At 45.1% G+C, this 23,064-nt stretch carries 27 protein-coding genes; 16 read left to right on the top strand and 11 right to left on the bottom strand.

Annotated elements, in window-relative coordinates; all coding sequences use genetic code 11:
* Window positions 1–103: 103 nt before the first annotated feature.
* Window positions 104–1,117: an NrtA/SsuA/CpmA family ABC transporter substrate-binding protein gene (locus OEV42_07325; GenBank protein MDH3974073.1), complete on the bottom strand. Its 1,014-nt coding sequence runs from the start codon at window positions 1,115–1,117 to the stop codon at window positions 104–106.
* Window positions 1,118–1,628: 511 nt separating this feature from the next.
* Here OEV42_07325 and OEV42_07320 point away from each other — a divergent pair.
* Genes OEV42_07320 through OEV42_07295 form a run of 6 tightly spaced genes read left to right on the top strand, consistent with a single transcriptional unit; the run spans window position 1,629 to window position 6,709 of the window.
* Window positions 1,629–2,009 carry a hypothetical protein gene (locus tag OEV42_07320; GenBank protein ID MDH3974072.1) on the top strand — a complete coding sequence of 127 codons (381 nt, stop codon included), beginning with the start codon at window positions 1,629–1,631 and terminating at the stop codon, window positions 2,007–2,009.
* A gap of 10 nt (window positions 2,010–2,019) precedes the next feature.
* Window positions 2,020–3,222, top strand: coding sequence for a radical SAM protein (locus OEV42_07315; protein MDH3974071.1), 1,203 nt, complete (start codon window positions 2,020–2,022; stop codon window positions 3,220–3,222).
* Window position 3,223: 1 nt separating this feature from the next.
* Window positions 3,224–4,459 (top strand): SPASM domain-containing protein, encoded by a 1,236-nt coding sequence (locus OEV42_07310; protein MDH3974070.1) that lies wholly within the window; start codon window positions 3,224–3,226, stop codon window positions 4,457–4,459.
* A 26-nt stretch (window positions 4,460–4,485) separates the two neighbouring features.
* Window positions 4,486–4,635: a hypothetical protein gene (locus OEV42_07305; GenBank protein MDH3974069.1), complete on the top strand. Its 150-nt coding sequence runs from the start codon at window positions 4,486–4,488 to the stop codon at window positions 4,633–4,635.
* Entirely contained in the window at window positions 4,623–5,639 is a 1,017-nt protein-coding gene (locus OEV42_07300) for a radical SAM protein (protein ID MDH3974068.1), read from the top strand. Before OEV42_07305 ends, OEV42_07300 begins: the two co-directional genes overlap by 13 nt.
* Window positions 5,618–6,709, top strand: coding sequence for a radical SAM protein (locus OEV42_07295; GenBank protein ID MDH3974067.1), 1,092 nt, complete (start codon window positions 5,618–5,620; stop codon window positions 6,707–6,709). Before OEV42_07300 ends, OEV42_07295 begins: the two co-directional genes overlap by 22 nt.
* Before the next feature lie 88 nt (window positions 6,710–6,797).
* Here the strand turns inward: OEV42_07295 and OEV42_07290 are convergent, their stop codons facing one another.
* Window positions 6,798–7,127, bottom strand: coding sequence for a hypothetical protein (locus tag OEV42_07290; GenBank protein ID MDH3974066.1), 330 nt, complete (start codon window positions 7,125–7,127; stop codon window positions 6,798–6,800).
* Between OEV42_07290 and OEV42_07285 the strand changes: the two genes are divergently transcribed.
* Complete coding sequence (locus tag OEV42_07285; protein ID MDH3974065.1) at window positions 7,093–7,932, top strand: MBL fold metallo-hydrolase; 840 nt, start codon at window positions 7,093–7,095, stop codon at window positions 7,930–7,932. The two genes, OEV42_07290 and OEV42_07285, sit on opposite strands and share 35 nt — an antisense overlap.
* A gap of 20 nt (window positions 7,933–7,952) precedes the next feature.
* Here the strand turns inward: OEV42_07285 and OEV42_07280 are convergent, their stop codons facing one another.
* From OEV42_07280 to OEV42_07265, 4 genes are all read right to left on the bottom strand, one after another.
* Window positions 7,953–8,954 carry an acetylserotonin O-methyltransferase gene (locus OEV42_07280; GenBank protein MDH3974064.1) on the bottom strand — a complete coding sequence of 334 codons (1,002 nt, stop codon included), beginning with the start codon at window positions 8,952–8,954 and terminating at the stop codon, window positions 7,953–7,955.
* A gap of 27 nt (window positions 8,955–8,981) precedes the next feature.
* Window positions 8,982–9,737 carry an SDR family oxidoreductase gene (locus OEV42_07275; GenBank protein ID MDH3974063.1) on the bottom strand — a complete coding sequence of 252 codons (756 nt, stop codon included), beginning with the start codon at window positions 9,735–9,737 and terminating at the stop codon, window positions 8,982–8,984.
* Between the two features lie 156 nt (window positions 9,738–9,893).
* Window positions 9,894–10,028: a hypothetical protein gene (locus tag OEV42_07270; protein MDH3974062.1), complete on the bottom strand. Its 135-nt coding sequence runs from the start codon at window positions 10,026–10,028 to the stop codon at window positions 9,894–9,896.
* An 81-nt stretch (window positions 10,029–10,109) separates the two neighbouring features.
* Window positions 10,110–10,973, bottom strand: a complete 864-nt coding sequence (locus OEV42_07265) for an acyltransferase (GenBank protein ID MDH3974061.1) — start codon at window positions 10,971–10,973, stop codon at window positions 10,110–10,112.
* Window positions 10,974–11,234: 261 nt separating this feature from the next.
* Here OEV42_07265 and tsaB point away from each other — a divergent pair, with 261 nt between their 5' ends.
* Window positions 11,235–11,936 (top strand): tRNA (adenosine(37)-N6)-threonylcarbamoyltransferase complex dimerization subunit type 1 TsaB, encoded by a 702-nt coding sequence (gene tsaB, locus OEV42_07260; GenBank protein ID MDH3974060.1) that lies wholly within the window; start codon window positions 11,235–11,237, stop codon window positions 11,934–11,936.
* A gap of 115 nt (window positions 11,937–12,051) precedes the next feature.
* Window positions 12,052–13,144 (top strand): peptide chain release factor 2 gene (prfB, locus tag OEV42_07255; protein ID MDH3974059.1). Its coding sequence is split into 2 segments (ribosomal slippage): window positions 12,052–12,120 and window positions 12,122–13,144, totalling 1,092 coding nucleotides; the frame shifts between segments, so codons are not numbered across the junction.
* Between the two features lie 38 nt (window positions 13,145–13,182).
* Here prfB and OEV42_07250 read toward each other — a convergent pair.
* The gene (locus tag OEV42_07250; GenBank protein MDH3974058.1) at window positions 13,183–13,473 is read right to left on the bottom strand and encodes a hypothetical protein; all 291 of its coding nucleotides are present in this window, start codon (window positions 13,471–13,473) and stop codon (window positions 13,183–13,185) included.
* On the bottom strand, window positions 13,470–13,769 hold the full coding sequence (locus OEV42_07245; GenBank protein MDH3974057.1) for a hypothetical protein: 300 nt from the start codon (window positions 13,767–13,769) through the stop codon (window positions 13,470–13,472). The genes OEV42_07250 and OEV42_07245 overlap by 4 nt, the downstream gene beginning before the upstream one ends.
* Before the next feature lie 111 nt (window positions 13,770–13,880).
* On the opposite strand from OEV42_07245, the gene OEV42_07240 reads away from it, so the two are divergent.
* From OEV42_07240 to OEV42_07215, 6 genes are all read left to right on the top strand, one after another.
* Window positions 13,881–14,216, top strand: a complete 336-nt coding sequence (locus tag OEV42_07240; GenBank protein ID MDH3974056.1) for a c-type cytochrome — start codon at window positions 13,881–13,883, stop codon at window positions 14,214–14,216.
* A gap of 223 nt (window positions 14,217–14,439) precedes the next feature.
* Window positions 14,440–14,835 carry an accessory factor UbiK family protein gene (locus OEV42_07235; protein ID MDH3974055.1) on the top strand — a complete coding sequence of 132 codons (396 nt, stop codon included), beginning with the start codon at window positions 14,440–14,442 and terminating at the stop codon, window positions 14,833–14,835.
* 11 nt (window positions 14,836–14,846) lie between these two features.
* Window positions 14,847–16,499 carry a 2-polyprenylphenol 6-hydroxylase gene (gene ubiB / locus OEV42_07230; protein MDH3974054.1) on the top strand — a complete coding sequence of 551 codons (1,653 nt, stop codon included), beginning with the start codon at window positions 14,847–14,849 and terminating at the stop codon, window positions 16,497–16,499.
* Between the two features lie 150 nt (window positions 16,500–16,649).
* Complete coding sequence (gene ubiE / locus OEV42_07225) at window positions 16,650–17,438, top strand: bifunctional demethylmenaquinone methyltransferase/2-methoxy-6-polyprenyl-1,4-benzoquinol methylase UbiE (GenBank protein MDH3974053.1); 789 nt, start codon at window positions 16,650–16,652, stop codon at window positions 17,436–17,438.
* A gap of 19 nt (window positions 17,439–17,457) precedes the next feature.
* On the top strand, window positions 17,458–18,339 hold the full coding sequence (locus tag OEV42_07220; GenBank protein ID MDH3974052.1) for a DMT family transporter: 882 nt from the start codon (window positions 17,458–17,460) through the stop codon (window positions 18,337–18,339).
* 108 nt (window positions 18,340–18,447) lie between these two features.
* On the top strand, window positions 18,448–19,032 hold the full coding sequence (locus OEV42_07215; GenBank protein MDH3974051.1) for a nucleoside deaminase: 585 nt from the start codon (window positions 18,448–18,450) through the stop codon (window positions 19,030–19,032).
* 191 nt (window positions 19,033–19,223) lie between these two features.
* On the opposite strand, the gene OEV42_07210 is transcribed toward OEV42_07215, so the two are convergent.
* Together OEV42_07210 and OEV42_07205 are read right to left on the bottom strand one after the other, a co-directional pair.
* A complete protein-coding gene (locus OEV42_07210) occupies window positions 19,224–20,336 on the bottom strand; it encodes a Fic family protein (protein MDH3974050.1) in 1,113 nt (370 codons plus the stop codon).
* Between the two features lie 694 nt (window positions 20,337–21,030).
* Window positions 21,031–21,234, bottom strand: coding sequence for a hypothetical protein (locus OEV42_07205; GenBank protein ID MDH3974049.1), 204 nt, complete (start codon window positions 21,232–21,234; stop codon window positions 21,031–21,033).
* Between the two features lie 191 nt (window positions 21,235–21,425).
* Between OEV42_07205 and OEV42_07200 the strand changes: the two genes are divergently transcribed.
* Window positions 21,426–22,268 (top strand): hypothetical protein, encoded by an 843-nt coding sequence (locus OEV42_07200; protein ID MDH3974048.1) that lies wholly within the window; start codon window positions 21,426–21,428, stop codon window positions 22,266–22,268.
* 582 nt (window positions 22,269–22,850) lie between these two features.
* Here OEV42_07200 and OEV42_07195 read toward each other — a convergent pair.
* Entirely contained in the window at window positions 22,851–23,027 is a 177-nt protein-coding gene (locus OEV42_07195) for a hypothetical protein (protein MDH3974047.1), read from the bottom strand.
* Between the last annotated feature and the right edge of the window lie 37 nt (window positions 23,028–23,064).

The following is a 23,064-nucleotide window of genomic DNA, read 5'->3' as shown; positions in this document are numbered from 1 at the left end:
CCGATTAAATTCGTTAAATATATCCAATATTTGCCTCATTTAATCAAAAAATCCGACTCAAAAAAACTTTCCCTCGCTACGATTCCCCAAGTCCGACAGGCTCCTAGTGAAAAATCTTGATACTTTGCGGATTTATCTCCTTAAGTGCATCCAGGTAGATATAATCGAGATAGTTGGGAACTTCTTTTTTGCCGGTGAGGCGCTCATTGATGGCCCATCTTGCCTCAACTTCCAATGTGACGACCAATTCCTGGTTTAAAGAAAGTTCGAATACAAAATCATCCCACAGTGCAGTAACAATAGCTTTATCGAGCTTTAATCGTTCAGCTACGATAGCCTGTGCTTTTTGCCTGTGCTTATTTATAAACAAGGTTGCTCTGGAAATAGCGCGAAGAAATTTCCTTATGGCCCGGGGCCTGTTTTTTGCGAAATCATTCATTACCATAAAATTGAAGGTTTCCCAATAAATTTCTGAACTGGGTACTCTTGCGGCATTTTCACGCAATAATTGCCGGGCCTTATAGGCGTGTGGTTCCCAGATCACAATGGCATCCACGTCATTGTTTGCCAGCGCAGCAGGTAAATGGGAAGGACTGATATCGACTATGCTGACTTGTGAGAGAGGGATGCCATGAAAGGTGAGGAAAGAATTCACGAAAAATTGTCCCGTTGTTCCTGAGGGGGTCCCTATCTTCCTGCCTCTTAAATCTTTTGCTGTGATAACACCTTTATCTTTACGGGCGATTATCTTGACGTCATCAACGGAATGGACAAAAGTTGCAAAAATGGAGAAATCCTTCCGTTTAAAACTGTTGAACATGATGGGAGTGGGGGCTACAGTTGAAATATGGATGCCCTCATTATTGAGCATTGCATTAAAGCTTGCCTTGCCGGAATCAAATTCCTTAATGGAGATATCAATGCCCTCCTTTTTAAAATAACCATTGTGCCGGGCTACCCACACGGCAGAGGGAAGCAGGCTCTTTTCCACACCCAATGTGAGCTTTTCCGGTTCGGCAATTTGTGGTTGCTCTGCTGGCCTTAAGTAAAGTATGCCTGTGACTGTCACTATGACAGTGATAATCAGGATGGCAACGGCGACTGTTTTTTTATCCATTGTTGGTCTCCCGGGAGATAGTGTGTACACAACTCGTTGATTAGGGCAGAGAGCTTGTTCATATGAACTTGTGTAAGAGATATCAATTAAGATTTTATCATAAAATTTATCTTTTGCATGATTCCCTGGTATTCGTATGTGCAAGAGATGTTAATGTTAAGTCTTCATAGGAGTCTGCCGGACGTAGAGGATGGTGAAGGGGAAAAGGTTAAAAGGGGCATTACCCTTTAAGTGGCAAGGCAAGCGTGACCGTTGACCCTTCCCCTGCCTTGCTTTCAACAAAAATATCTCCACCATGAAGGACTGCAAAAGTTTTTTATGATGGCCATGCCCGTCCCGTTCCTTCTCAAAAGGTTTTGTAATGTAATCGACTCCACCCAGGGGGGGCTTCGGCGCCGGGTAAATAAATCTGAAAAAAAATTTGCATTCCCCAATTTAGGTAGTAGACTTTTTCCTGAATTACTTTAAAAGCCGGAACTAATAAAACTAAAAAAAAACTTAAGGGGGAAAAATGGATAAAAAAATGTTGCAGCAGATTTTCGGGCCTTCCGTGAAAGTTCGAGTCGAGGGAAATGAATATCTTCTCTACAACCGCAATACGGATGGCCTCTACATTGTTGGTATGAAAAATGTGGAAAAGCTGGGCGCTCTGCTTACAGAGAGTTCTCCTTCCGCAATGGAAGAAGCAAAGAGTGGAGAGTTGGGGGATTTTGCCGCAGCACTTCATTCTCAGGGGATGCTGAGCAAGGAACTGGTTCAAATTACCGGCGCTGAGCAGACGCTTGAGCGATTGGGAGCGGTTCCGGAAGTTCAATCACTCAAAGCAATAGGTGACCTGACTGTTGCCGCCTGGCCCATTTCAGCCAATACGCAAGTATTGGCTTACAAGTAAGGAGGGGAAAATGCCTGATAAAAAAAACAAGAAAGAATCCATATCAAATAATAATAACGTAACGAGGAGAACTTTTCTCGATGTAGCGGGACGCTCTGCCATGGCCGCAGGTTTTTTCCTGACAGCTCCCGGCCTGCTTGTTGCCTGCAAAAAGAAGGGCAGTGGCATAGGGCTTGCTCCTGTCATGAGTTCATTGGCAAGTTCTGCCGTTATGTCCGGAGGCATTGAGTTTTATAATCGTATCAGAGAGAGCAAGGCGTCATCACCGCTTTACGTAACCTTTGATCTGCAGCCCTTTGAAATGCTCAATTCCCTGGCTGGGGACAATAGCGCAGATCTTACTTCTTCGCAAATTGCCGATGTAATCAGGCAGCTTGGAGAGGCTGATGTGTTGAATCTTACACTTCTCGGCCCGGCGCCTTTCAAGGATGCTGGTATCATGAATTATATCAAGCTGGCAAAAGATAATGACATTTCCCTATCCGTCGTTTCTTCCGGTGATGATATTAATGAACAGCAAATGGATGCCCTCGCAAAAATAAAATTCTTTTCCCTTAAATTCAATTTGGACGGCATATCGGCTGCAACGCACGATAAACTCCACAAGGCGGGGAATTTTGACAAGACCCTGGCTGCCATTCGCGCCGGTATAAAGAGAGGTATCAATACAACCGTTATCACCTATGCAAATGCACTGAATGTGGGAGAAGTAGAGCAGATCATGGATCTTTCTATCAGAGAAAAGGCAGACAACTTTGTGCTCAGACGACTGGTACCGATGGATACCTCTGATAAAACAAAGGCCCTTGTTATTTCACCGGCCGATGGCGAAAAGCTTATCAGCATACTGTCAAAAAAGATCGAAAAATCTCAGGGCGGCACCAATATGATCGGCGCAGATCCTTTTGGAGGAGATACGGAGTACTTTATCAAATCGGGCGTAATGGATCAAAGAGCCAATCAATATGCATGGAATACCATGTGTCAGTCAGGGGCGACCTATTGTCATATCACCTCTAAAGGGGCGGTGCTCCCATGCACATGGCTGCCTGTTCCCGCCGGAAACCTGAAGGAGAAATCCTTTGCAGAGATATGGGAAAAGGGCGAAACTTTCAGACAGCTGCGCGGCAGGCAGTCTTTTGACGAGTGTATAGCGCATTCCTTTACTGAAACGGGAAATATGCTGGAAAGAGATCCCCTGGCCTGGACATAATATGAATCCTGTTACAAATAGCCGGCCCCGGGGATTTCTTTTGAAAAACCTGAGCTGTGTCGAAGTAAATGACAAGATCATCGCCTTTTCTCCCTATTCAGGCAAGATGTGGGCAGCTCCGGCAGGCAGTGAAAAAGATATCCTCGCAGCCGGTGAGATGTTCCGGCCATTGATAGCACGACAGGGAAAACGGCAGGTGTCTTTTATCTGTACAACAGATTGTCTTCAGCGCTGTGTCTATTGTTTTAACCGGGGAGGGCAGGGTAATGCGTTGCTTCCCACAGAGACTGCCATAGGCGTTTTGCGTGAGGTGACAAAGATTGATAATTCGCCCCTTTCTCTCCGGTTTTTCGGGGGTGAACCGACGATGCATATGAAGCTTGTCCGCGAGTGCGCGGGGTGGGTAAAAGACAGGGGCATTGAGCCCTCCTTCTCTATTACAACCGGCGGATATGCGGCTTTGAAGGATATGGAGTGGATGGCTTCTGAAGGATTTTTTTTCACCCTTTCCGTCGATGGCCCTCCGGAGATACAGGCAAGACAGCGCCCCTTGTTTGCAGAGCAGGGCAGCGGCCTTATTGAACCTGAGGAAACGCTTAAGCTTCTCTCTGCCTGGGGCGCTGATTTCAAGGTCCGCGTTACCGTTACATCGCAAAATGTCCACATGCTGCCCGACCTGGTCAGTTATTTTCATGGGTTCGGAACAAAGGTAATTCACATGGAACCTGTTACTTTATCAGGACGCGCTACTGCCCTGGAAAGCCTCCGGCCGGAGGAGGACCTCTTTATTGAAAAGCTGCTTGCCGCAATAGACAGAGCGGCAAGCCTTGGTGTGATCATTATCAATTCCTCATATATGAAGCTCCTTGATTCCGACAGTGGATACTGCGAATGCGGCATAAATAACTTTGTCGTGGGAACCGATGGACGGATCAGTTTTTGTTACGAAAGCGCAGGCGATTGTGGAACCTTGTCGGAAGAGATGAAGGGCGGAAGATATAATGAGGCAACAGGAAAACTGGAGTTGTCCGGACCGGGCCGCTGCGGGGGAGATTCCTTGCCGGCAGAGTGTGCCGGGTGCTATGCAAAGTTTGTATGCAACGGCGGATGCCCTTCCAGGAACATTGCAGACAGGGGCGATGCTTTAAAAAGCAGCGGCTATTTCTGTCGTCTCACACGGGCCATTTACCCGGAAATTGTTGCCAGGCTTGCCAGGGAAGCCGGTTTGACGCAATAAAACCATTAATTATGAAGGAGGATAAAATGGATAAAAAAGTCAAAGTTGAAAAAGAGGTAAAGAGTAAATCGACAGTAGTTACAGACTTGTCGAAAGTGGCTGAAAAAGCCGGCATTGGTGTTAAAAGTAAAAAATCGGCGCAAAGAGGTCTCAGAGAAATCGAGTGCCAGAACTAGATCATGGGAGGGACAGGTTTCTGCCTTCCCTTCCCTATCATGTGATTTGGGGGATTACCTCGGCATGCAACGCCTCCTGCAGCCGCTGTTATGCCGGGGCGGGCAGCAGAAGCGCCGGTGAAATATCTACAAAAAGAGCATTTGAAATCCTGGAAGAGCTTTCACGTATAGGTATTTTTGATATCGCTTTTACAGGTGGTGAGCCTCTCATGAGGAAAGACCTTTTCAAACTCATAGAAAAGGCTGCTTCTCTGGATATGGAACCGGGTTTAAGCACAAATGGAAGTTTGCTCGACAGGAAAATGGCGGCAAAGCTCCGCGATTCCGGTATAAGCAGGGTGCAGGTAAGTATTGACGGCATAGGAAAAAAGCATGATTCTCTTCGGGGAATGAAGGGGCTTTTTGATATGGCCGTAAATGCCCTGGAAAATTGTGCTGCGGAAGAGGTGCCCACAGTCATATGTTTTACCGTTTCCCGCGAAAACATGGACCAACTGAAAGACGTGATGGACCTGGGTCTCTCCAGGGGAGTGGCTGACTTCAATATATCGATCTTTGTCCCCACGGGGAGAGGTGACCGGCGCATGGCGCTATTACCGGAAGACACAGAGCGGCTGTACAGCTTCTGGAATGAACACCGCATGTCGGGCAAAAAACCATGGCTCAAGTTTCATACCGCCAAAATGGACATTGTGGCTCATAAACCTCTCCCGCCGTCCCATATCGGTTGTCAGGCAGGGTGCGGCACATCCTATATCGACCCCCTTGGGAATGTCGCGCCCTGCGTTCTTCTTCCTCTGCCCATAGGCAACTTGCAGAAGAACAGTTTTTTCAATGTCTGGACAACTTCCGGGCTTAATCAAAGGCTGCGTGAAAGGAACCTGGAAGGAAAGTGCTCTTCCTGTACTTACAAAAATACCTGTGGAGGGTGCAGGGCCATGGCTTATGCCCAAACGGGCAATCTCTTTGGTGAGGATCAATCATGCTGGATGAAGGAGAATTAAGGAAGGGCAGTGACTTTCCTCTGCAAAATTCGAATGTGCTCACAAGCCCTCTCTATGCCGTATGGGAGATAAACAGGTTATGTAATGCCGAGTGCATCCACTGTTATACCGGTTCCGGGCCCAATGTGATAGAAAAGGACCTGCTTACTGAAAAAGAGGCCATCCGTGTCGCCCGGGAACTGGGCGATGCCGGTGTTTTCCAGGTGGGGCTTTCCGGCGGCGAGCCGCTGCTCAGGGATGATTGCTGTCATATTGTTGCCGAACTAAGCCGGTCAGGTGTTTCTGTGGCACTGGCAACCAATGGTTACCTTTTTGATAAAGCCGGAGGCAAAGAGCTAAAAAAAGCGGGACTGGAGAGCCTTTGCATCAGCATTGACAGTCACAGAGCTGAAGTTCATGACCGTATAAGGAATCGTCCCGGCCTTTTTGATAAAGCTGTCAATGCCATAGAAGCTGCTTTATCAGAAAATATTGCCGTCGTTGCAGGATTCAGTGTTCTTAAGTATAACTGGAGAGAGATTAGAGAATACGTGGAGTTTATGAAATCCCTGGGAATAAGGGACGTAAACCTTACCAGTTACGTCGCCGTGGGACGGGGAAGCCTGGAGCATGATCTTTCACGGGAGGAAGAGCGGGAGTTCCTCTATATGGTGAACAGGCTATCGGAAGAGTATGCAGGCTCGATGGCAGTTATGTGGCATGACTGCCGCTTTGCCCTTATCAATGAAAAGTATTCCTTTTACCGCTTCAAAGGGTGCGGCGCTGCCAACACGACCTGCCGTATTGCTGCAAACGGCGATGTCATGCCATGCAGCACGCTCCCCATTCCCGGCGGGAATCTGAAGAAACGTTCATTTAAAGAAATATGGCAAAATTCCGAATTCTTTTCAAAAATCAGGGATAGAAATAATATAAAAGATGATTCCAATTGCGGGCAATGCGTTCACAAGGAAGATTGCGGCGGTTGCCGGTCCATCGCTTACGCCTATTACAATGACCCCTTTGCCGGGAACTACCATTGCTGGCTTGATGATGTAGAGCCTGAAAATCTGTTTAAAGGGAATGATTAAGGGGGTAATGAAAAATAGCGCTATTTATACAGACAGACCCTCCTGAAATCTACCCTCAAGGGGCCATAAACCCTTGCCGGGGGAGGAATCATTGCATCCCCTTCTTGCCCCCGGGGAGCGCCCTGAAAGCCATAAAGGGACAAAGGAGGGCAACGCCCGGCGCTGCTGCCTGGCAATTGAATGGATATTCATTGCCGGATAAATAATCTTTCCCCTCCATTCGCCCGGAATTAGCAGGCAGTTTCCCCATCGTGCCGCCTGTATGGATGTGAGTATCGATTCGGGGTTTCTCAATAAGGGAACCGCTTTGGGGCGCACAGGAAAGGTGGTCAGCTTGCAAAGCTAAAGTGAACTTAAGGTAATCAGGTAAAGGAGGTTCTCTTATGTTGATCCGTTGCTGGGGAGCCAGAGGCTCCATTCCCGTATCGGGGAGAGAATACATACGTTATGGCGGCAACACAACTTGTCTTGAAATCAGAAGCGAGAATAATGATGTTATCATCATTGATGCAGGTTCGGGTATCAGGAAAGCGGGGAAGGCACTTCTCAAAGAGGGTGTTAAGGATATTAACATTATTTTTACCCATGCGCACTGGGACCATCTCCTGGGATTCCCCTTTTTTAATCCCATCTATTTTAGCGGTGCCGATATCAATCTTTTTGGCTGCCCCTTTGCGCAGGAATCGATAGAACGGATCATCGCCCCAACCATGACGGCCCCTTATTTCCCCGTTAACTTCAGCGATGTTGCCGCAAACTTTCATTTTCATAAGGTCTGTCATGCTCCCTTTATGGTCGGCGCTATCGAAGTGACTCCCATCATGCTAAGTCATCCCAACCAGGGGATTGGCTTCAGGTTTCATGAGAATGGAAAGCGCTTTGTCTTTCTCACCGACAATGAGTTGACCTATGTTCATGAGGGAGGATTGAATTATAAGGATTATGTCGAGTTTTCGGCAGGAGCCGACCTTCTCGTTCATGATTCGGAATACCTGGAGGAAGAATACAAAACGACGAAAATGTGGGGCCACTCTGTTTATAAAGATGCGCTTAACCTTGCCCTCGATGCGGGCGTCATGACTTTCGGGCTCTTTCATCATAATCAGGAAAGGTCTGATGACGCCATCGATGATATGGTGATCGCTTGCAAAAAGATAATTGCACAGAAGGATTCCTACCTCGAATGTTTTGCCATGTACGAGGGCCAGGAAATCGTTTTGTAAGGCAAGGGCACAAAAGAAACTTACTTATATCCCACCATTAGCGAAGGTCTTTCAAAGCAGTCAATAAATTCGATATTTTTAAAGCCCGCTTCTTCGAGCCAGCCTTTCATTTCATGGAAGGTATAGCAATTGCCCCGCTCTGTATGAACGAGCATGTTGACGGCGAATATGGCCCTGTCGGGAGGGTTGACTCTATCTTCCTCGATAATCGATTCGTGGATGATGATGATGCCCGGTGATTGCATTGCCTTATAGACATTCTTTAACAGGGCCCTGTTTTCAGCGTCTCCTTCGATGTGGAGGACGTTGGAGATAATAGCTGCATCGCAGTCATTTCCAAGGTCGCAATGGGGATTATTAAAGAAATCCCCTTCTTTGAGTTCAATTCTTTCCTGCATTCCCTCTGCTTGTATGACTTCTTTTGCGACTTCTAATGTAAGCGGCAAATCGACGATAATGGCCGACATAGATGGATTCTTTTTGAGCAGTTCCATCGAATAGCTTCCCGGCCCGCCGCCGAGGTCGAGCAGTTTTTTGTAAGGTGAGAGGTCCAGGTTGTCGGCAATGATCTTTGCATTGGGAGTGCCAATTTCCTTCATGGCAAGAATGAAGGAGCGGTTGCGCTCTCTGTTGGTCACGAGACATTCCTCTTTTTTCCTTGGCGTCGTTCCTCTTTTGACTGCCTCCGGGAGCCTCATCCACATGTCCCGCATCCCTAGCATGTGATCCAGTGTTGACCCTTTGCAGTCAACGCCCTTTTTGCAGAGGTACCTCATGGTTTCATCGGTATTGCCGTAGCAGTCTCCCCATTTGTTGAGGATTGCCGATGAAACAAGGGCGTCAAGGAGGATGGTAAGGCCTCTTTTGCTTGCACCGGTTTTTTCAGAAAGTTTTGAGGCGCTTATCTTGCCTTTGCCGATATGATCAAAGAGCTTGAGTTGGTGAGCCGTAAAGATAAGCTGGGATTCCATGAATCCCCTGGCCTTGTTCAGAATGTCATCGATTGTAAGATGCTTGTCCATTTTATAAAAATGTAAGGGAATCCTTTGTCATGCGCAACTGATGCCGCCATCGACGGGCAGCACGGCGCCCGTTATCCAGCTCGCTTCATCTGAAGCCAGGAACAGGGCGGCATAGGCTATGTCTTCCGGCGCTCCCACACGGCCAAGGGGGTGGAAAGAAGCCATTTCATTGAGAAAATCGGCCGTGCCTTCTCCATGCATTTCCTCGTGAATGGGTGTTTCAACGACACCGGGACAGATGCAGTTGACCCTTATTCTGTCTCCGGCGAGCTCAAGGGCCATTGATTTTGTAAGCGAAACAACCCCCGCTTTTGCTGCTGAATAAGCGGCTGTATTGGGCACCGGTTTGAGGCCAAGCGTTGAAGCGTTGTTAATGATGGTTCCCCCCCGGATTTTCATGACCTCAATAGCATGTTTTGAAATGAGGTAAGTCCCTTTCATGTTTATATCGATGAGAGAATTCCATTGTTCTTCGTCCGTATCTTCAACACTGCCATGGCTATAGAGACCTGCATTGTTGAAGAGGATATCCATTCCCCCCATTTTGTCTGCGGCTTCTTTTACAATTAATTCGGCGCTTTCCCTATTTGCAATATCGCCGCTGATTGCATGGCATGGCGCAAGGGATTTGTCGGTCATGGAGGCGGTAATTAGAAGATTTTCTTCTCTTCTTCCAACGATCGATACTTCTGAGCCGTGACGGTTAAATATGATGGCCGCTGCTCTCCCTATCCCCGAACCTCCGCCGGTAATTAATGTCTTTTTTCCCTTTAGCCTCATCATCAAGAGATATTCCCCCCTCTCATAATTTTTTTGAGCGAATATAATCAGCAGTCCTGCCTGTTAATTCAGTTCCGAAAGGACTGTTAAAGCCACTGAAGACCCATAGGGCAAGATCCTTCGTCAATACCTGATGCCCATACAATCCCGGCTTTCCGATCAAATATTTTTATTTAGCGCTTCATTGCCATTGTAAGAAAAGTTGATAGCCGGATTCCTGAAATAGCGGGTAAGGAGAAACCTGCAGAGGTTCCTCATGGATTTGTCCTCGTCAACGACAAGAATTTTTTTCACTTTTCCCCAACAGGAATTTTTTACAGAAGAATTAAAAGCAAAATAAAGGTAATAAATATGAGGACGGCTTTCTCATGGTTATTACCTTTTATCTTCACCTTTCTTACGGGCAGGCATCATCTTTATACCTGCAATTTCGTTATAAAGTTCGGGACGTCTCAGTTTAAGATAGGGATAATCTTTCCGGACTTTTTTTACTTGTGAAAGGTCTATTTCTACTTCATAGACCCCTTCACCCTGGCCACTGGCTTCATGTTCAAGTTCTCCGTAAGGGTTAATGCAAAAACTTTGCCCGTAAAAGTCATGACAGGCTTCTTTCCCTACGCGGTTTACCCTGAACATAAATACATTGTTGGTTATTGCATTGGCTGAGAGGATGGTGCGCCATCTCTCCTGTGATGCAAAAGCGGCGGCCGTGGGCGCGAAGATTATCTGTGCGCCTTTAAGGGCAAGAATCCTTGCTCCTTCGGGATAGAAATTGTCCCAGCAAATCTGAACACCGATTTTTCCAAAGTTCGTATCGAAAACAGGAAAACCGAGATCACCGGCAGAAAAATAATAACTCTCTTCGTAGAGCGGAATCCGGGGAATATGGATTTTACGGTAAAAACCTTTTAGTGAGCCGTCACTTTCGATGACGGCAGCGCTGTTATAAAATACACCTTCAATGCCTTCTTCAAAGAAGGGCGCTATAATAACGGCGCCCTTTCTTTTGGCCAGTTCCCGCATTGTGGAGACTGTTTCCCCATCGGCTTTCTCGGCAAGTCCGTAATGCGTCGAATTAATTTCTTTAGGAAACCACAGGGTATTGAAAAGCTCCTGAAGGCAGATAATGTTTGCGCCACGCTCTGCCGCCATTTCAACAAGTGTTACCGCTTTTTCAATATTTTTTTTCTTCTCTTCCGAGCAGTTCAGCTGTATACCGGCAACCTTTATTTTTGGCACCTAAGGACTCTCCTTTTTGTCTGAAAACAAGGCATTGAAATTTATTAATAGCATATTTGATAATGCCAAACAAGCATAATATGGCAGGAATAACAGGGTAGATTAGAGCGACCCTTTGTTAACTTGAGGAGAACTTTTTGCAGGCCCGGATAAAGGGTGTTTTTTAGCGGCACAGTAAAGAAATATTTCTTCAACCCTCTGTCATATTCCCCGTTTATTATGTTAATATAATGAGCCGTCAATAATATGGAGAGAAGGCTTTTGAAAATTCTTGCAATCGATACGTCGACAAAATCGGGAAGTATTGCCTTGTCTCAGGGAAGCGAACTTCTTGCCGAGACATTTCTGAATATTAATGTTACCCATTCGGAAACGCTGCTTTTGTCATTACGGGATATGTTAAGGCAATGTTCTATGTCTATGGATGATATAGAACTTTTTGCATTAACGATTGGTCCCGGCTCATTTACAGGTGTCAGGATTGGCGTCAGTACGGTCAAGGGCTTTGCGCTTTCAACAAAAAAGCCGGTAGTGGGTGTCTCCACGCTGGAGGCAATGGCCTGGAACTTTCCTTTCTCCGCTTTTCCGGTAGTGCCTTTCCTCGATGCCAGAAGGGGGGAGGTTTATAGTGCGCCTTTTACATGGAATAAGGGCAGCTTTGAAAGGTTGGCTCAAGATAGTGCAAGGGCGCCTGAAGAGGTCCTTGATTCAATTGATGGTGAGGCTATATTGGTAGGGGATGGTGTTGAAAAATATAGTGAGCTTATTCAGAACAAGCTCGGCTCCAGAGCCCTTATGGCTCCTTCAAGCCACGCTTCCGTCAGGGCTTCAATTATTGCCTCCCTGGCCTGTGAGAAATATTTAAAGGGAGATCTCCTTGATCTTAATTCATTTGTGCCGCTTTACCTGAGAAAATCAGAAGCGGAGATTAACAGGGAAAAGGGATTGTTAAAAAAAGGATAGCTGTTGACAAATTAATTTGATTGTATTAATTTCTGAAACCTTTTGAATGTTTGAAAAATAATGATAAACCGGTTTTATTTGAGCCGGAAGGGCGAAATGAACAATGGAGGGACCGATGATAGCGGACATAAAAAGTAATATTATCGAACTTGAAAAGAGGCTTGATGAATTAAGAGGTTATCTTTGACCTCGCCGAGAAATCAAAAAGGCTTTCAGAACTTGAACATATCATAGCGGAACCCGATTTCTGGGACGATAATGAAAGGGCCCGGAAACTTCTCAAGGAGAGGACCTCCGTCAATAATGTTGTTGAAGGCTGGTCCCGGCTGAAAGCTTCCATCGAGGAGGGCGCTCTTCTTCTGGAAATGGCGGAAGAAGAGGGTGACGGCGATCTCCTTAAGGAAGTTGAGGAAGAAGTTGCCCGTCTGGGGAGTGATCTTGATAACATGGAGTTTCGGCGAATGCTCTCCGGGGACCACGACGCCGGTAATGCTATTGTCACTGTTCATTCAGGGGCCGGCGGGACGGAGTCACAGGATTGGGCCGACATGCTTCTTCGCATGTATCTGAGGTGGTGTGAAAAAAAGGGCTACAAGACGGATATTGTTGATTACCAGGAAGGGGAAGAGGCGGGAATAAAAAGCGTCACCTTTACTGCAGGCGGTGATTATTCCTATGGTTATCTGAAGGCCGAAATAGGTATACACAGGCTTGTCAGGATTTCACCCTTTGATTCGAACAAGAGAAGGCATACCTCCTTCGCTTCCGTTTTTGTTCTTCCCGAGCTTGAAGAAGATGTTGATATCGATATCGATGAAGCGGACTTGAGGATTGATACCTACAGGGCAAGTGGCGCCGGTGGGCAGCACGTTAACAAAACGGACTCTGCCATAAGGATAACGCACATGCCGACAGGAATTGTTGTCCAGTGCCAGAATCAGCGGTCCCAGCACAAAAACAAGGCAACGGCAATGAAGCTCCTCAAATCCCGCCTTTATGATATGAAGCGGCAGGAACAGGAAGAAAAAATGGATGAACTCCATGCCGGAAAAAAAGAGATTGGCTGGGGCAACCAGATTCGTTCCTACGTGCTTCACCCCTACAGGATGGCAAAAGATTTAAGGACAGGTATAGAAACAGGAAATGTGGATGCCGTTCTTGATGGCGATCTCGATGATTTTATTCTCGGTTATTTGAAAGGAAATTGAAAAAAGCAGGGAAGGGCCGCCTTGTTATTTAAAGGCGCTTACTCTATGGGATAGGCTTCCGCAATGGGTCCTTCTGCTGTTGCCATAATTTTTATGTAAAAGGGCTGCGGTGGCCTGCCTTTTTTCTTTGCTTCGAAGACGACCATTCCTTTTTCATTGAGATGCTTGAGAAGGTATTCTTTTGAATAGTCGAATTCATAGTTTCTTTCAAGGCCCAGCGCTGAAAACTGACGAATTGTAATCGGTTTTTCGGGAGGTGTGGTACAGCAAAAGAGGGAAAGAAAAAGAAGTAAAAGAATAGAAAATTTAATCAAGTATATCTTGCTCATTGATCGGATGCAGAAAATTCATTTCTGTGATAATGTCTGATTTGAATGCCGTCTGATGTGGCAAATATCTTCAGGTAGACGGGCTCCTTGAAAAACTCAGACTTGAGGGTGACTTCTCCATCACGGTTTAAAACTTTAAGTACGCCATCCATGTCATCTTCTATAATATAATAGGCTATGTTCCTGGTGCTCCTCAGTTCTGCCAGCGAGACCTCTCTTTCAGGTGTTAATGAGCAGGAAGATAAGGTCAGGGGAATGAACAAAAGAACAAATAATGTGGATAAATATGTCTTCATAACTAGTATTAATAATAATACCTTGGCTTCATCCAAGTCAATTAAAATTCTTGACAAATCAATTTATACATATTACCATTTCGTAAAATTTATTTGTAAGGAGAATGTGTAATGAAAAAAGTATTGGCTTCAATTACGACAGTAGCAATCATAAGCGCAAGCGCCGGCATCGCCTTTGCCGGAGACTCAAAGAGTGGTCAGACACTTTACAAGAAAAAGTGTAAAGCTTGCCACACACTGACAGACAAGAAAAAGGTTGGTCCTGGAATGAAAGGTGTATTTGGCCGTGAAAGCAAGATGGCCGGCAAGCTTGATGAGGCGGGTCTTACTGCATGGCTCAAGGATCCAAAAGCGGTTAATCCGAAATCCAAGATGGCCAAGCTTTTCAAAACCAAGCTTAAGGACAATGAGATTGCCGATCTTGTTGCATACATGAAGACGCTTTAATTTATACATTTTTATTTATGAAAAAGCCGGGAGATGATCCCGGCTTTTTTTTTGCGTAAATGTTATTGGTCCCGGTCATTAATAAACAAAGATTACCTTTATTTTAGTTCGATCCCTTTATTGTTGTGAGACCTTAAAGCGGCCTTTTCTCTTGATACACATAGAATAATGTTATAATATCTCCTATTTCGAAAAAAACAATAAGCGCTGTTTGGAGGGTAGAATGGCCGGTTTGATTGATAAGGCTCTTCTGGCAGGTCTTGGCATAGAGAAAAGAGCAAAAAAAAGATTCAATACCCTTGCGAGGGAAGGAAATAAGGAGATTGAGGAGGGTCTTGATATGAAAGAAGATTTTGAAAATAAACTGGTGGAAAATATTGTAAATGTTGTCGGCGCCGGTTTAAAAAAAGTGGGTGTTGCAAAAAAAGAGATAGATCATGTTGCCGCATCTATTGCTGAAGATCTGGCGGAACGGTTGAAAATTGTTACCCTGGATGATCTCGATGTCGTTGAAAAGCTGGTCATGAAAAACAGGGAAAAGGTGGGCAAGCTGGAAAAACAGATCAAAAAGCTGGAAGACAAACTTTCAAAACTTTCAGAAGAAAAAAGTAAAGGATAAGAGCAGACAATATGTTTTTTGCCCGCACCAAAGCCATCAAAAATATAGTAAGGATGAGGAAGATAGTCAATGTCCTCATTAAACACGGTTTTGGCGATTTTGTAGAGCAGCTTAATATTGGCAAGGTTTTTACCCTGGGAAGGCTCTTTCGCAGAGAGGAGCCTCACTCTTTCAGCAGGGCTGAGAGAGCCCGCATGGCCATAGAAGAGCTGGGTTCTACTTTTATCAAGTTTGGCCAGATTCTCAGTACGAGAGTTGATCTTCTCCCCTCTGACTGGGCTGTGGAGTTTAAAAAACTTCAGGACGAAGTTCCTCTTTTTCCCTATGAGGAAGTTGTTAAAGTTACAGAAAGCGAACTCAAAGCTTCCATTGGTGAACTTTTTGAATCTTTTGAAGAAACTCCCTGTGCTTCGGCTTCCATTGCCCAGGTTCATTACGCCAGACTGAAAGACGGCAAGGAAGTGGCTGTCAAGGTCCAGAGGCCGGGCATTGAGAAAACCATATCAGCGGACCTGGCTATTTTATATACCCTCGCCGGGTTAGTTGAAAAGTATATTCCTTCCATGGGCAGGTATGAGCCTCTTGTCGTTGTCAACCAGTTTGAGCAGACTATAACGAAGGAACTCGACTTTACGACAGAGGGTGCTCATGCCGGCAGAATCCTGCGCATGTTCAAAAAAGATGATCGTGTCATTATTCCAAAAGTCTTCTGGCCCCAGACGGGTAAACGTGTTCTTACCATGGAGAGGGTATACGGCACGGTCATCGATGAAGTGGAAACACTGAGGGAAAAGGGAATAGATTTTAAAAAGGTTGCTGAAAATTCAATCAAGGCCTTTTTTGTGCAGGTCTTTGATTACGGTTATTTTCATGCAGACCTCCATCCGGGCAATCTTCTAGTCAGTGATGATGGAAAGATTATCTACCTCGACTTCGGCATTATGGGACGGATCGATGACGATACGAGGAAGTACCTTGCAAAGATGCTTTTTGCTCTTATCAAGAGAGATTTCAGTCAGATGGCCAAGGTCCACCTCGATATGGGGCTTATCCCTCCGGAGACCGATCTCAAGGCCTTTGAAGATGAACTCATTGAAATTACGGAACCCATATTTGGAAAGCAGCTCAATGAAATAAACATTTCCGAGCTTATAATGAAACTTCTCAGTACGGCCATTAACTTTGATATGAAGCTTCAGCCGAGCCTGCTGCTTCTCCAGAAATCAATGATCATAATGGAGGGTGTTGGTAGGGAGTTTTACCCTGATCTCAATATCTGGAAGGTAGCTCAGCCTTTCATGATGGGCTGGATGAAAAAAGAGATCAGCCCCCAGAAGAAGCTGGAAGAGAGCAAGCTTGCTGCCAAGGAACTGATCAAGACGGGCATGGAGCTTCCCCATCAGGCAAACCGGGTGCTGGGGCAACTCAACAGGGGTGATCTCAAGATAGACTTCGCCCATATGAACCTTGAGGTACTCATCGAAAAAATTGAGTCTCATGGTAATGATCTCTATTATGGTATAATTGTGGCGGCCTTATTACTGGGTTCCTTTTATGTTATCGGTTCGACGAGAGGGCCGCAGATTTATGACATGTCAGCTGTCGGGCTGGCAGGTTTTGCCGTGGCATTAATGATGGTCGCCACAAGGATAATAAAAAAATGAGCTTATTTCCTCCTTTAAAAAAGGGGGATTAAGGGGATTTCATTCAAAATGACTCAAATCCCCCCTCACCCCCCTTTACTAAAGTGGGGAATTAAAGATGAGCTGAATAGTTTAAGAAATTAGAACCATTAATTAAGGAGAGTGGTTAAATTGCCTGAAAATAAGGAAGAAAAGAAAGACAAAAAGGAAAACCAGGAAAAAGAATCGATCAGTTTCGGTTTTAAAGAGGTTCCTGTCGAAGAGAGGCAAAAGCTTGTAGGCAATGTCTTCTCCAGTGTAGCCGATAACTATGACGTCATGAATGATGCCATGAGTTTAGGCGTTCACAGACTCTGGAAGAGGGACTTTGTGAGAAAGGCAAAGCTGAGGCCCGGTATGCATTGTCTCGATGTAGCAGGCGGTACCGGAGATATTGCCATGCTTATGGCCAAAGAGGTGGAAGATAAGGGTAGGGTCACAATATTCGACATTAACAAGGAAATGCTTGATGTGGGTGTTGAAAGGGTGATAGACAAAGGATTTATCGGCCCTATCAAGTTCGTACAGGGAAATGCCGAAGACCTCCCTTTTCCTGATGAGAGTTTTGATGTAGCTACCGTCAGTTTTGGAATCAGGAATGTAACGAGGCTCGATAAAGCCTTTAAGGAAATGACGAGGGTCGTCAAGCCCGGTGGCAAAGTCATGTGCCTTGAATTTTCACACCCCACGAATAAGCTTTTTTCAAAGGTCTACGATTTCTTTTCATTCAACATTATTCCTGAGATCGGTGACAAGATTGCCAGGGATAGAGAGTCTTACGAATACCTTGTTGAATCGATCCGAAAGTTTCCCGACCAGGAGAAACTCAAGAAAATCCTGGAAGATTGCGGGCTTTATCAGGTCAAGTATTTCAACCTGACTAACGGTATTGCCGCCATTCATGTGGGGCATAAAATCTGATTATTTTCTGATTAATTTAATGCAAACATATGCTATTAAACCGGCCTCGCAAGGGGCCTTTTTTATTTTTATCTCGGCCATTCTTTTCAGCATCAATATTCTGCTTGTCAAGATACTGAGAACGGCCACGTCTATTCCTGTCGTTGAGATTACCTTTGCCCGTTTTTTTATAGGCCTTATAATTGTCGTTCTTTATCTTAAGGTGAGCGGCGCCGCTTTTAAACCTGTAAACAAAAAGGTGCTTTATCTGCGAGGTTTGCTCAATGCCGCCGCTGTATTGATCCTCTTCTTTGCCGTAGAATACACAACCATCACCAATGCCAATGTACTCAATATGACGTACCCCATCTTTGTTGCGCTCTTTTCTCATGCCCTCATTGGCGAAAGATTCCACCCATCCGTATTTATTCCTCTCTTTCTCACTGCCGCCGGGGTTTATATGGTTATTCAACCTGATTTCAGCCAAATTAATGGAGGTGATTTTATCGGTCTTATTTCAGGGATTGTTGCCGCTCTTGCTATTATATATCTGAGAGTCTTAAGGCGAACCGATGAAACCCATGTTATTCTCTTTTATCTTTTTGCCGTCGGTTCCATTCTTCTCCTCATTCCCACTATTCCTCTATTTGTAATGCCTGATAAAATGGAATTCCTTTTACTGGCTCTTTGCTCACTTTGCGGTGTGGCGGCACAATACTTTCTAACCCATGGTTACAAGTTCATCTCGGCAGTGGGGGGGAGTATCGTTTCGGCATCGAGGGTCTATATCGCTTCCCTCCTGGGAGTCGTTTTTTTCAATGATCCCGTTAATGCCGTGCTTTTTATGGGTACCCTGCTCATCGTAGGCAGTAATGTCTTGACAGCCGGGATCGAATCGTCTAATGGTAATGAGAAAAGGTAATTTTCTGTCTCCCCATTGTAGGGGCAGGTCTTGTGCCTGCCCTGAATACAGGAATTTCGACAACAAGGGTACCCGCAAGGGATACCCCTACAGAAGAGGAAATTAATAATGCCTGAACCTTCATTCAATTTAAATCTCCCTTCATGGATCAAAGACTACATGCCTCCAAAAGAGAAGGTTTTTCCCACCATGCAGGAAAGAATGAAATTCGTCATCGAGCTTTCGAGACTGAATATTGAGCAGGGTACGGGCGGGCCTTTTGGCGCCGCTGTTTTCGATATTGAAAATGACAGACTTGTTTCCCCTGGTGTTAATCTTGTTTCAAGCCTCAATTGTTCCGTTTTTCATGCTGAAATTGTGGCTATTATGGGGGCCCAGAAGATCATCGGCAGTTATGATCTTGGCGGGGATGATGTTCCGGCTATGGAACTTGTTGCCAGCACGGAACCTTGTGCCATGTGTTTTGGTGCAGTCCCCTGGTCAGGTGTCAGGCGCCTTGTTTGCGGGGCGAGAGACGGTGATGCCAGAGTAATTGGTTTTGATGAGGGACCCAAGATGAGTTCATGGATTAGCGCCCTCGAGAGCCGGGGCATTGAAGTTTTTCATGATATATGCAGGGATGAAGCGGTTCAGGTGTTAAAAAAGTATGATCAAATGGGGGGCGTGATTTATAACAGTCGGCAGGGGGGCTGATAATTACGGCCCTGCGGCAAACATTGAAAGAGTGTATCGAAGGCAGATGACACGGATTTGATGGATGAACGCCGATTTTAAACTTTGAACTTTCCTCCGCGCCTCGGCGTCCCTGCGTGAGACCATCTTTTCAAATTGCAAGCCGCGACAGATTTTCTATCCATAAATCGTTAATTATTTCCCCATACTTATTAATCCCAAACCAGATCGTAACTTACGCTTCGGCCCTTAGCCGGATTAGCTTTGATAATCCCCAGGTCTTGTAAATGCTGTAATTCACGGGTAGCCGTAGCCCGGCTGACTTTTACCATGGATACATATTTGCGGTTAGTCAATCCACCCACAAAACCCTTTCTGCCGGAATCTAACAGCTTGTTTATGACCTTCCTTTGACGGTCGGTAAGTTCTGTTTGAGAATGCCTGTGCCAGAAGGATGCTTTATCCAGGACAAGGGCCATCGTTTTTTCCGATGATGTGATGCTCCTGCCGAAGCACCCTGAAAACCACTGCAGCCAGGTTGTTATGTCCATGGTCCCTTTTTGAGACCGCTCTAATACCTCATAGTAGACATCTCTTTCCGCATTAATTTGTGAAGAGAGGCTGTAATATCGCATCGATTGCTTGTCATCCTGGGCCAAAGCCATGTCGGTAAGGGCACGGGCGATGCGGCCGTTACCATCTTCAAAGGGGTGGATAGTGACAAACCAGAAGTGGGCAACTGCCGCCCGGATAATTCCGTCTATTTCCCCTAAACTCTCCTGCCACCATCTGAAAAAACAGTCCATTTCGGCCTCTACCCTGTCGTAAGGCATTGCTTCGTAGTGAACTTTTTCATGGCCTGCTTTCCCTGAAACAACCTGCATGGGTGCAGGGCCGCGCCAGTTGCCGGTGATAATCTTGTGCAATCCTGAGTATCCTGTCGGGAAAAGAGCAGCGTGCCAGCCGAAGAGACGCTCACTTGTTAAGGGTTTGCAGTGGTTTTGAGTCGCATCTAAAAGCAGGTCGATTAAGCCGTCAGCGTTGCGGTCAATGGGCAATCCGGATGAAGGAAGGCCCAGTTTGCGGGCAATAGAAGAACGCACCGATTCCCGGCTCAGTTTCTCCCCTTCTATGGCAGTGGTAGTAATCGCTTCCTCAATGAGGATATCCCTTTGTGCCTGCTGCTCACAGTCAAAACCCAATGAAGACATTTTTGCCAGAATTTTACCCTGCTGAAAACGGCATTCACTGACAGGTTTCAGCAAAAGAGCGTCATTCCATCTAAATTCAGGCCATTCCCGGTGCTGCCAAATATAGTGAGTCATTTAAACCCCATAATTGCCTCAAATAATGATTCAATTATGGAGCCTAATCGACTCATATGCAAGCTTTTTTTATAGCCACAGAAATCACAGGAAAAGCTGATAGAACGCCGATGACGGATTACACTTTGCACTGAATCACCCTCTGCGCGGGACAGGTCATTTCGATCAAAGGGAGAAATCGTAAATCTTTTTGACAGGATCAACAGGATAAAAATCCGATCTGTAATTATCCATTGTTATTCTCTTAAAGGACTTACTTTACCCCTAAAAAAGTACTTTTAAGGCCGGGAAGTGGGTTTTTAAAAAGGTTCTTTCTTTGTTGTCAAGTAGTTAACCCGGTCCGACCCCCATCTCAATAACCAAAGGGAGAAATCTTGGAATTTTTTTCTGACATGATTAACAGGATTTTGGGGATTAAAAAGTATAAATTTAAGTACGAAGTTATATTTTCTCTGTGCCTTTGCACCCAAAGGGCATAAACGTCTCCGCAGGAAACCATCTTTTCACCTGCAACCAGTAACAAGCAACCCGCAACAGATTTTCCAATCCGCAATCTGCATTCCGAAATCGGCAATCGAATCCCCCCCCCAAAAAAAAGTGATGAAAGGTCAAGAATGTCCCCAAAAGATCAGACTTTTCCCCTATAAAATTGCTAATCAATTTGTTACATTGCTTTCGCATTGAAATAGATTACTTACCTGCGGTGGTAAGGTTTTTTTATTTTGAAATTGAATAAAAATTTTTTGGGGGAAGAAAGATGGGGAAGAACCGTAAAATGGCAATAGAGAGCAATCCTCTGTTGTTTTTTAAATCCGGCCATAAAAGGATAATTACAGGTCAAGACATACAGGAACCTGTTGTTTGTCGTTCCGGAAACTTTATTTACTTTCCTGTCCATAACTTGTCTCCCCCCTAATCCCAATTCTATCGATAGCTGATATGATGGGTACAGCCCATTGCCAGAATGGTGATTGCAAAAATTATTGTTTGCGGTGACTAGCGTACAAAAATGAATGGATGACTCATTTATTCATGATAACCGGCTAAATAAAATTCATTAAAGTTATTTATAAATCATAAGGCCTTGATATGACTGCATTAAAAAAAATAACCACCATATTTACCTACAGAGCTGAGAAAAAGCCTGCTACGGATTTTTTTAAGGATCTGGAACGGAAGTTTGGAGAAGAAACTGCACAACAGATTCTGGAAGGTTTTGAGAAAATTAACCTTCCGGCGCCTGCAGGAAGTCATCAGTATTTGAACAGCAATGAAGGTTGTCTTGTGTTTCTGAATAAATACGGCCTCGTTATTCGTGTGGAGCCTCAAATCCCTGAAAAAAATTACTATGCAAGAGTAAATAATACGGGTTGTATCTTACAGCCGCTTGTTTCTCTCGATGCCGGTAAGGCCATATTAGAAATTTGTCCCGCATGTTATGTTGAAAAAGATGAAGCTTCAATTGAATTCCTGAAAGCGCTGCTAAAAGATGAAGGCCTTGTTTTTAGTGATCCCCAGTTAGAGAATGTAGGACGCCTGTATAGCGATAATCCCAAATTCCCGGGAGGGATACTTCTCATTATTGACCGGCTTGCCGTAAGCAGAATGACAGAGAATGCTAATATCGTTAAAAACCCCTTCATTGAAGAAGCTAAAAAAGAGCAGGAAAAACTTGCCGGGCCTTTTTGTAAAGCCTTTAATGAAGGGCTTCTGGATAATTCCAAAATGGATATATTCTGGGAGCTAGCCGAGAGCTATACTGCCGAAGGAAGATTCATGGCAGGCTGGAATGATAATAGTGAATTTTTTGATAAAATCGGCTTTTTTTCAAAAACCTCAAGAGCAAAAGAAGTGGCTAAAACTTATTCCCGCCTGCTTGAAAAGTTTGAGAAGAAGAAAGCGAAATCACAAGCTAAATTAAAGCTCGGCTAATTTTATTGCCATGGAATTCAAAGAAAGAACCGATAGAACGCTGATGACCCCGAATGAAAGTATCTCTGACGGGGCAGTCGCGGATTTAACGGATGTACACATATTTTCTCTGAACTCTCTCCATTAATCCACAGCTAACGGCTCCACTTGGCTACATTGTATGGGTTTAAAAATATTTATTTTGAAGTCGAAGTTATATTTTCTCTGCGCAAAATTGACCTGCTTCGTGAATCTTCGTGACCTTAGTGGATAAAAAAAGGTTCTATCTTTTCTCTGTGCCCCCGGCAGCCCATATTTTTCTACAGGAATTTGATCTTTAATTTTCCGGCTTTTTCCGGCCCTGTCCGCACCCTCAGGGCATAAGTTCCACTAATCTTCGCTATCTCTTGGAAAGTGGAGCTTTATGCTAAAAAATGCCTTTACCCTTTCTCTCCGCCCTCTGCCTTTTATACAGATAAACTTGCATCAAGATGAATGATGTTATATTATTCGCTTTGAAAAAGGAAAGAGGCCCCGTCTCAACCAAATTTCGCGCCAACGGTCATTAGTTTTTAACGGGGCCTCTTTGTCTTGATGGGGTCTTCATGGTGTATCGTCCTGGTTGTGGTCCCCTTTCAAGTTTTCAGACTGTTGCAGTAATAAAAAGAAGTCGAGAAGAACGCCGATTGCCTTCTTTGCTTCCAGACGGTGGGTGGTTTTGGGTAAAGGACTGATTTCCCTGTCGAGGTCTCTCAAAAAAGGAAGATATTTCTTAACCAAGGTGACCACCCCACTGTTTTAGTGAATTAAGTTTAAT

This window comes from Deltaproteobacteria bacterium, assembly GCA_029860075.1.
Taxonomy (GTDB): Bacteria; Desulfobacterota; JADFVX01; order JADFVX01; family JADFVX01; genus JAOUBX01.
The sequence above is the reverse complement of the archived record's forward strand: the minus strand, read 5'-3'. Positions and strand labels throughout refer to the sequence as shown.

Excerpts from the sequence above, each read along its gene's own strand:
- OEV42_07325 (MDH3974073.1), bottom strand. The coding sequence starts at position 1,117 with ATGGATAAAAAAACAGTCGCCGTTGCCATCCTGATTATCACTGTCATA.
- OEV42_07320 (MDH3974072.1), top strand. The coding sequence starts at position 1,629 with ATGGATAAAAAAATGTTGCAGCAGATTTTCGGGCCTTCCGTGAAAGTT.
- OEV42_07315 (MDH3974071.1), top strand. The coding sequence starts at position 2,020 with ATGCCTGATAAAAAAAACAAGAAAGAATCCATATCAAATAATAATAAC.
- OEV42_07310 (MDH3974070.1), top strand. The coding sequence starts at position 3,224 with ATGAATCCTGTTACAAATAGCCGGCCCCGGGGATTTCTTTTGAAAAAC.
- OEV42_07305 (MDH3974069.1), top strand. The coding sequence starts at position 4,486 with ATGGATAAAAAAGTCAAAGTTGAAAAAGAGGTAAAGAGTAAATCGACA.
- OEV42_07295 (MDH3974067.1), top strand. The coding sequence starts at position 5,618 with ATGCTGGATGAAGGAGAATTAAGGAAGGGCAGTGACTTTCCTCTGCAA.
- OEV42_07285 (MDH3974065.1), top strand. The coding sequence starts at position 7,093 with ATGTTGATCCGTTGCTGGGGAGCCAGAGGCTCCATTCCCGTATCGGGG.
- OEV42_07290 (MDH3974066.1), bottom strand. The coding sequence starts at position 7,127 with ATGGAGCCTCTGGCTCCCCAGCAACGGATCAACATAAGAGAACCTCCT.
- OEV42_07280 (MDH3974064.1), bottom strand. The coding sequence starts at position 8,954 with ATGGACAAGCATCTTACAATCGATGACATTCTGAACAAGGCCAGGGGA.
- OEV42_07275 (MDH3974063.1), bottom strand. The coding sequence starts at position 9,737 with ATGATGAGGCTAAAGGGAAAAAAGACATTAATTACCGGCGGAGGTTCG.
- OEV42_07250 (MDH3974058.1), bottom strand. The coding sequence starts at position 13,473 with ATGAGCAAGATATACTTGATTAAATTTTCTATTCTTTTACTTCTTTTT.
- OEV42_07245 (MDH3974057.1), bottom strand. The coding sequence starts at position 13,769 with ATGAAGACATATTTATCCACATTATTTGTTCTTTTGTTCATTCCCCTG.
- OEV42_07240 (MDH3974056.1), top strand. The coding sequence starts at position 13,881 with ATGAAAAAAGTATTGGCTTCAATTACGACAGTAGCAATCATAAGCGCA.
- OEV42_07235 (MDH3974055.1), top strand. The coding sequence starts at position 14,440 with ATGGCCGGTTTGATTGATAAGGCTCTTCTGGCAGGTCTTGGCATAGAG.
- ubiB (MDH3974054.1), top strand. The coding sequence starts at position 14,847 with ATGTTTTTTGCCCGCACCAAAGCCATCAAAAATATAGTAAGGATGAGG.
- OEV42_07220 (MDH3974052.1), top strand. The coding sequence starts at position 17,458 with ATGCAAACATATGCTATTAAACCGGCCTCGCAAGGGGCCTTTTTTATT.
- OEV42_07215 (MDH3974051.1), top strand. The coding sequence starts at position 18,448 with ATGCCTGAACCTTCATTCAATTTAAATCTCCCTTCATGGATCAAAGAC.
- OEV42_07210 (MDH3974050.1), bottom strand. The coding sequence starts at position 20,336 with ATGACTCACTATATTTGGCAGCACCGGGAATGGCCTGAATTTAGATGG.
- OEV42_07205 (MDH3974049.1), bottom strand. The coding sequence starts at position 21,234 with ATGGACAGGAAAGTAAATAAAGTTTCCGGAACGACAAACAACAGGTTC.
- OEV42_07200 (MDH3974048.1), top strand. The coding sequence starts at position 21,426 with ATGACTGCATTAAAAAAAATAACCACCATATTTACCTACAGAGCTGAG.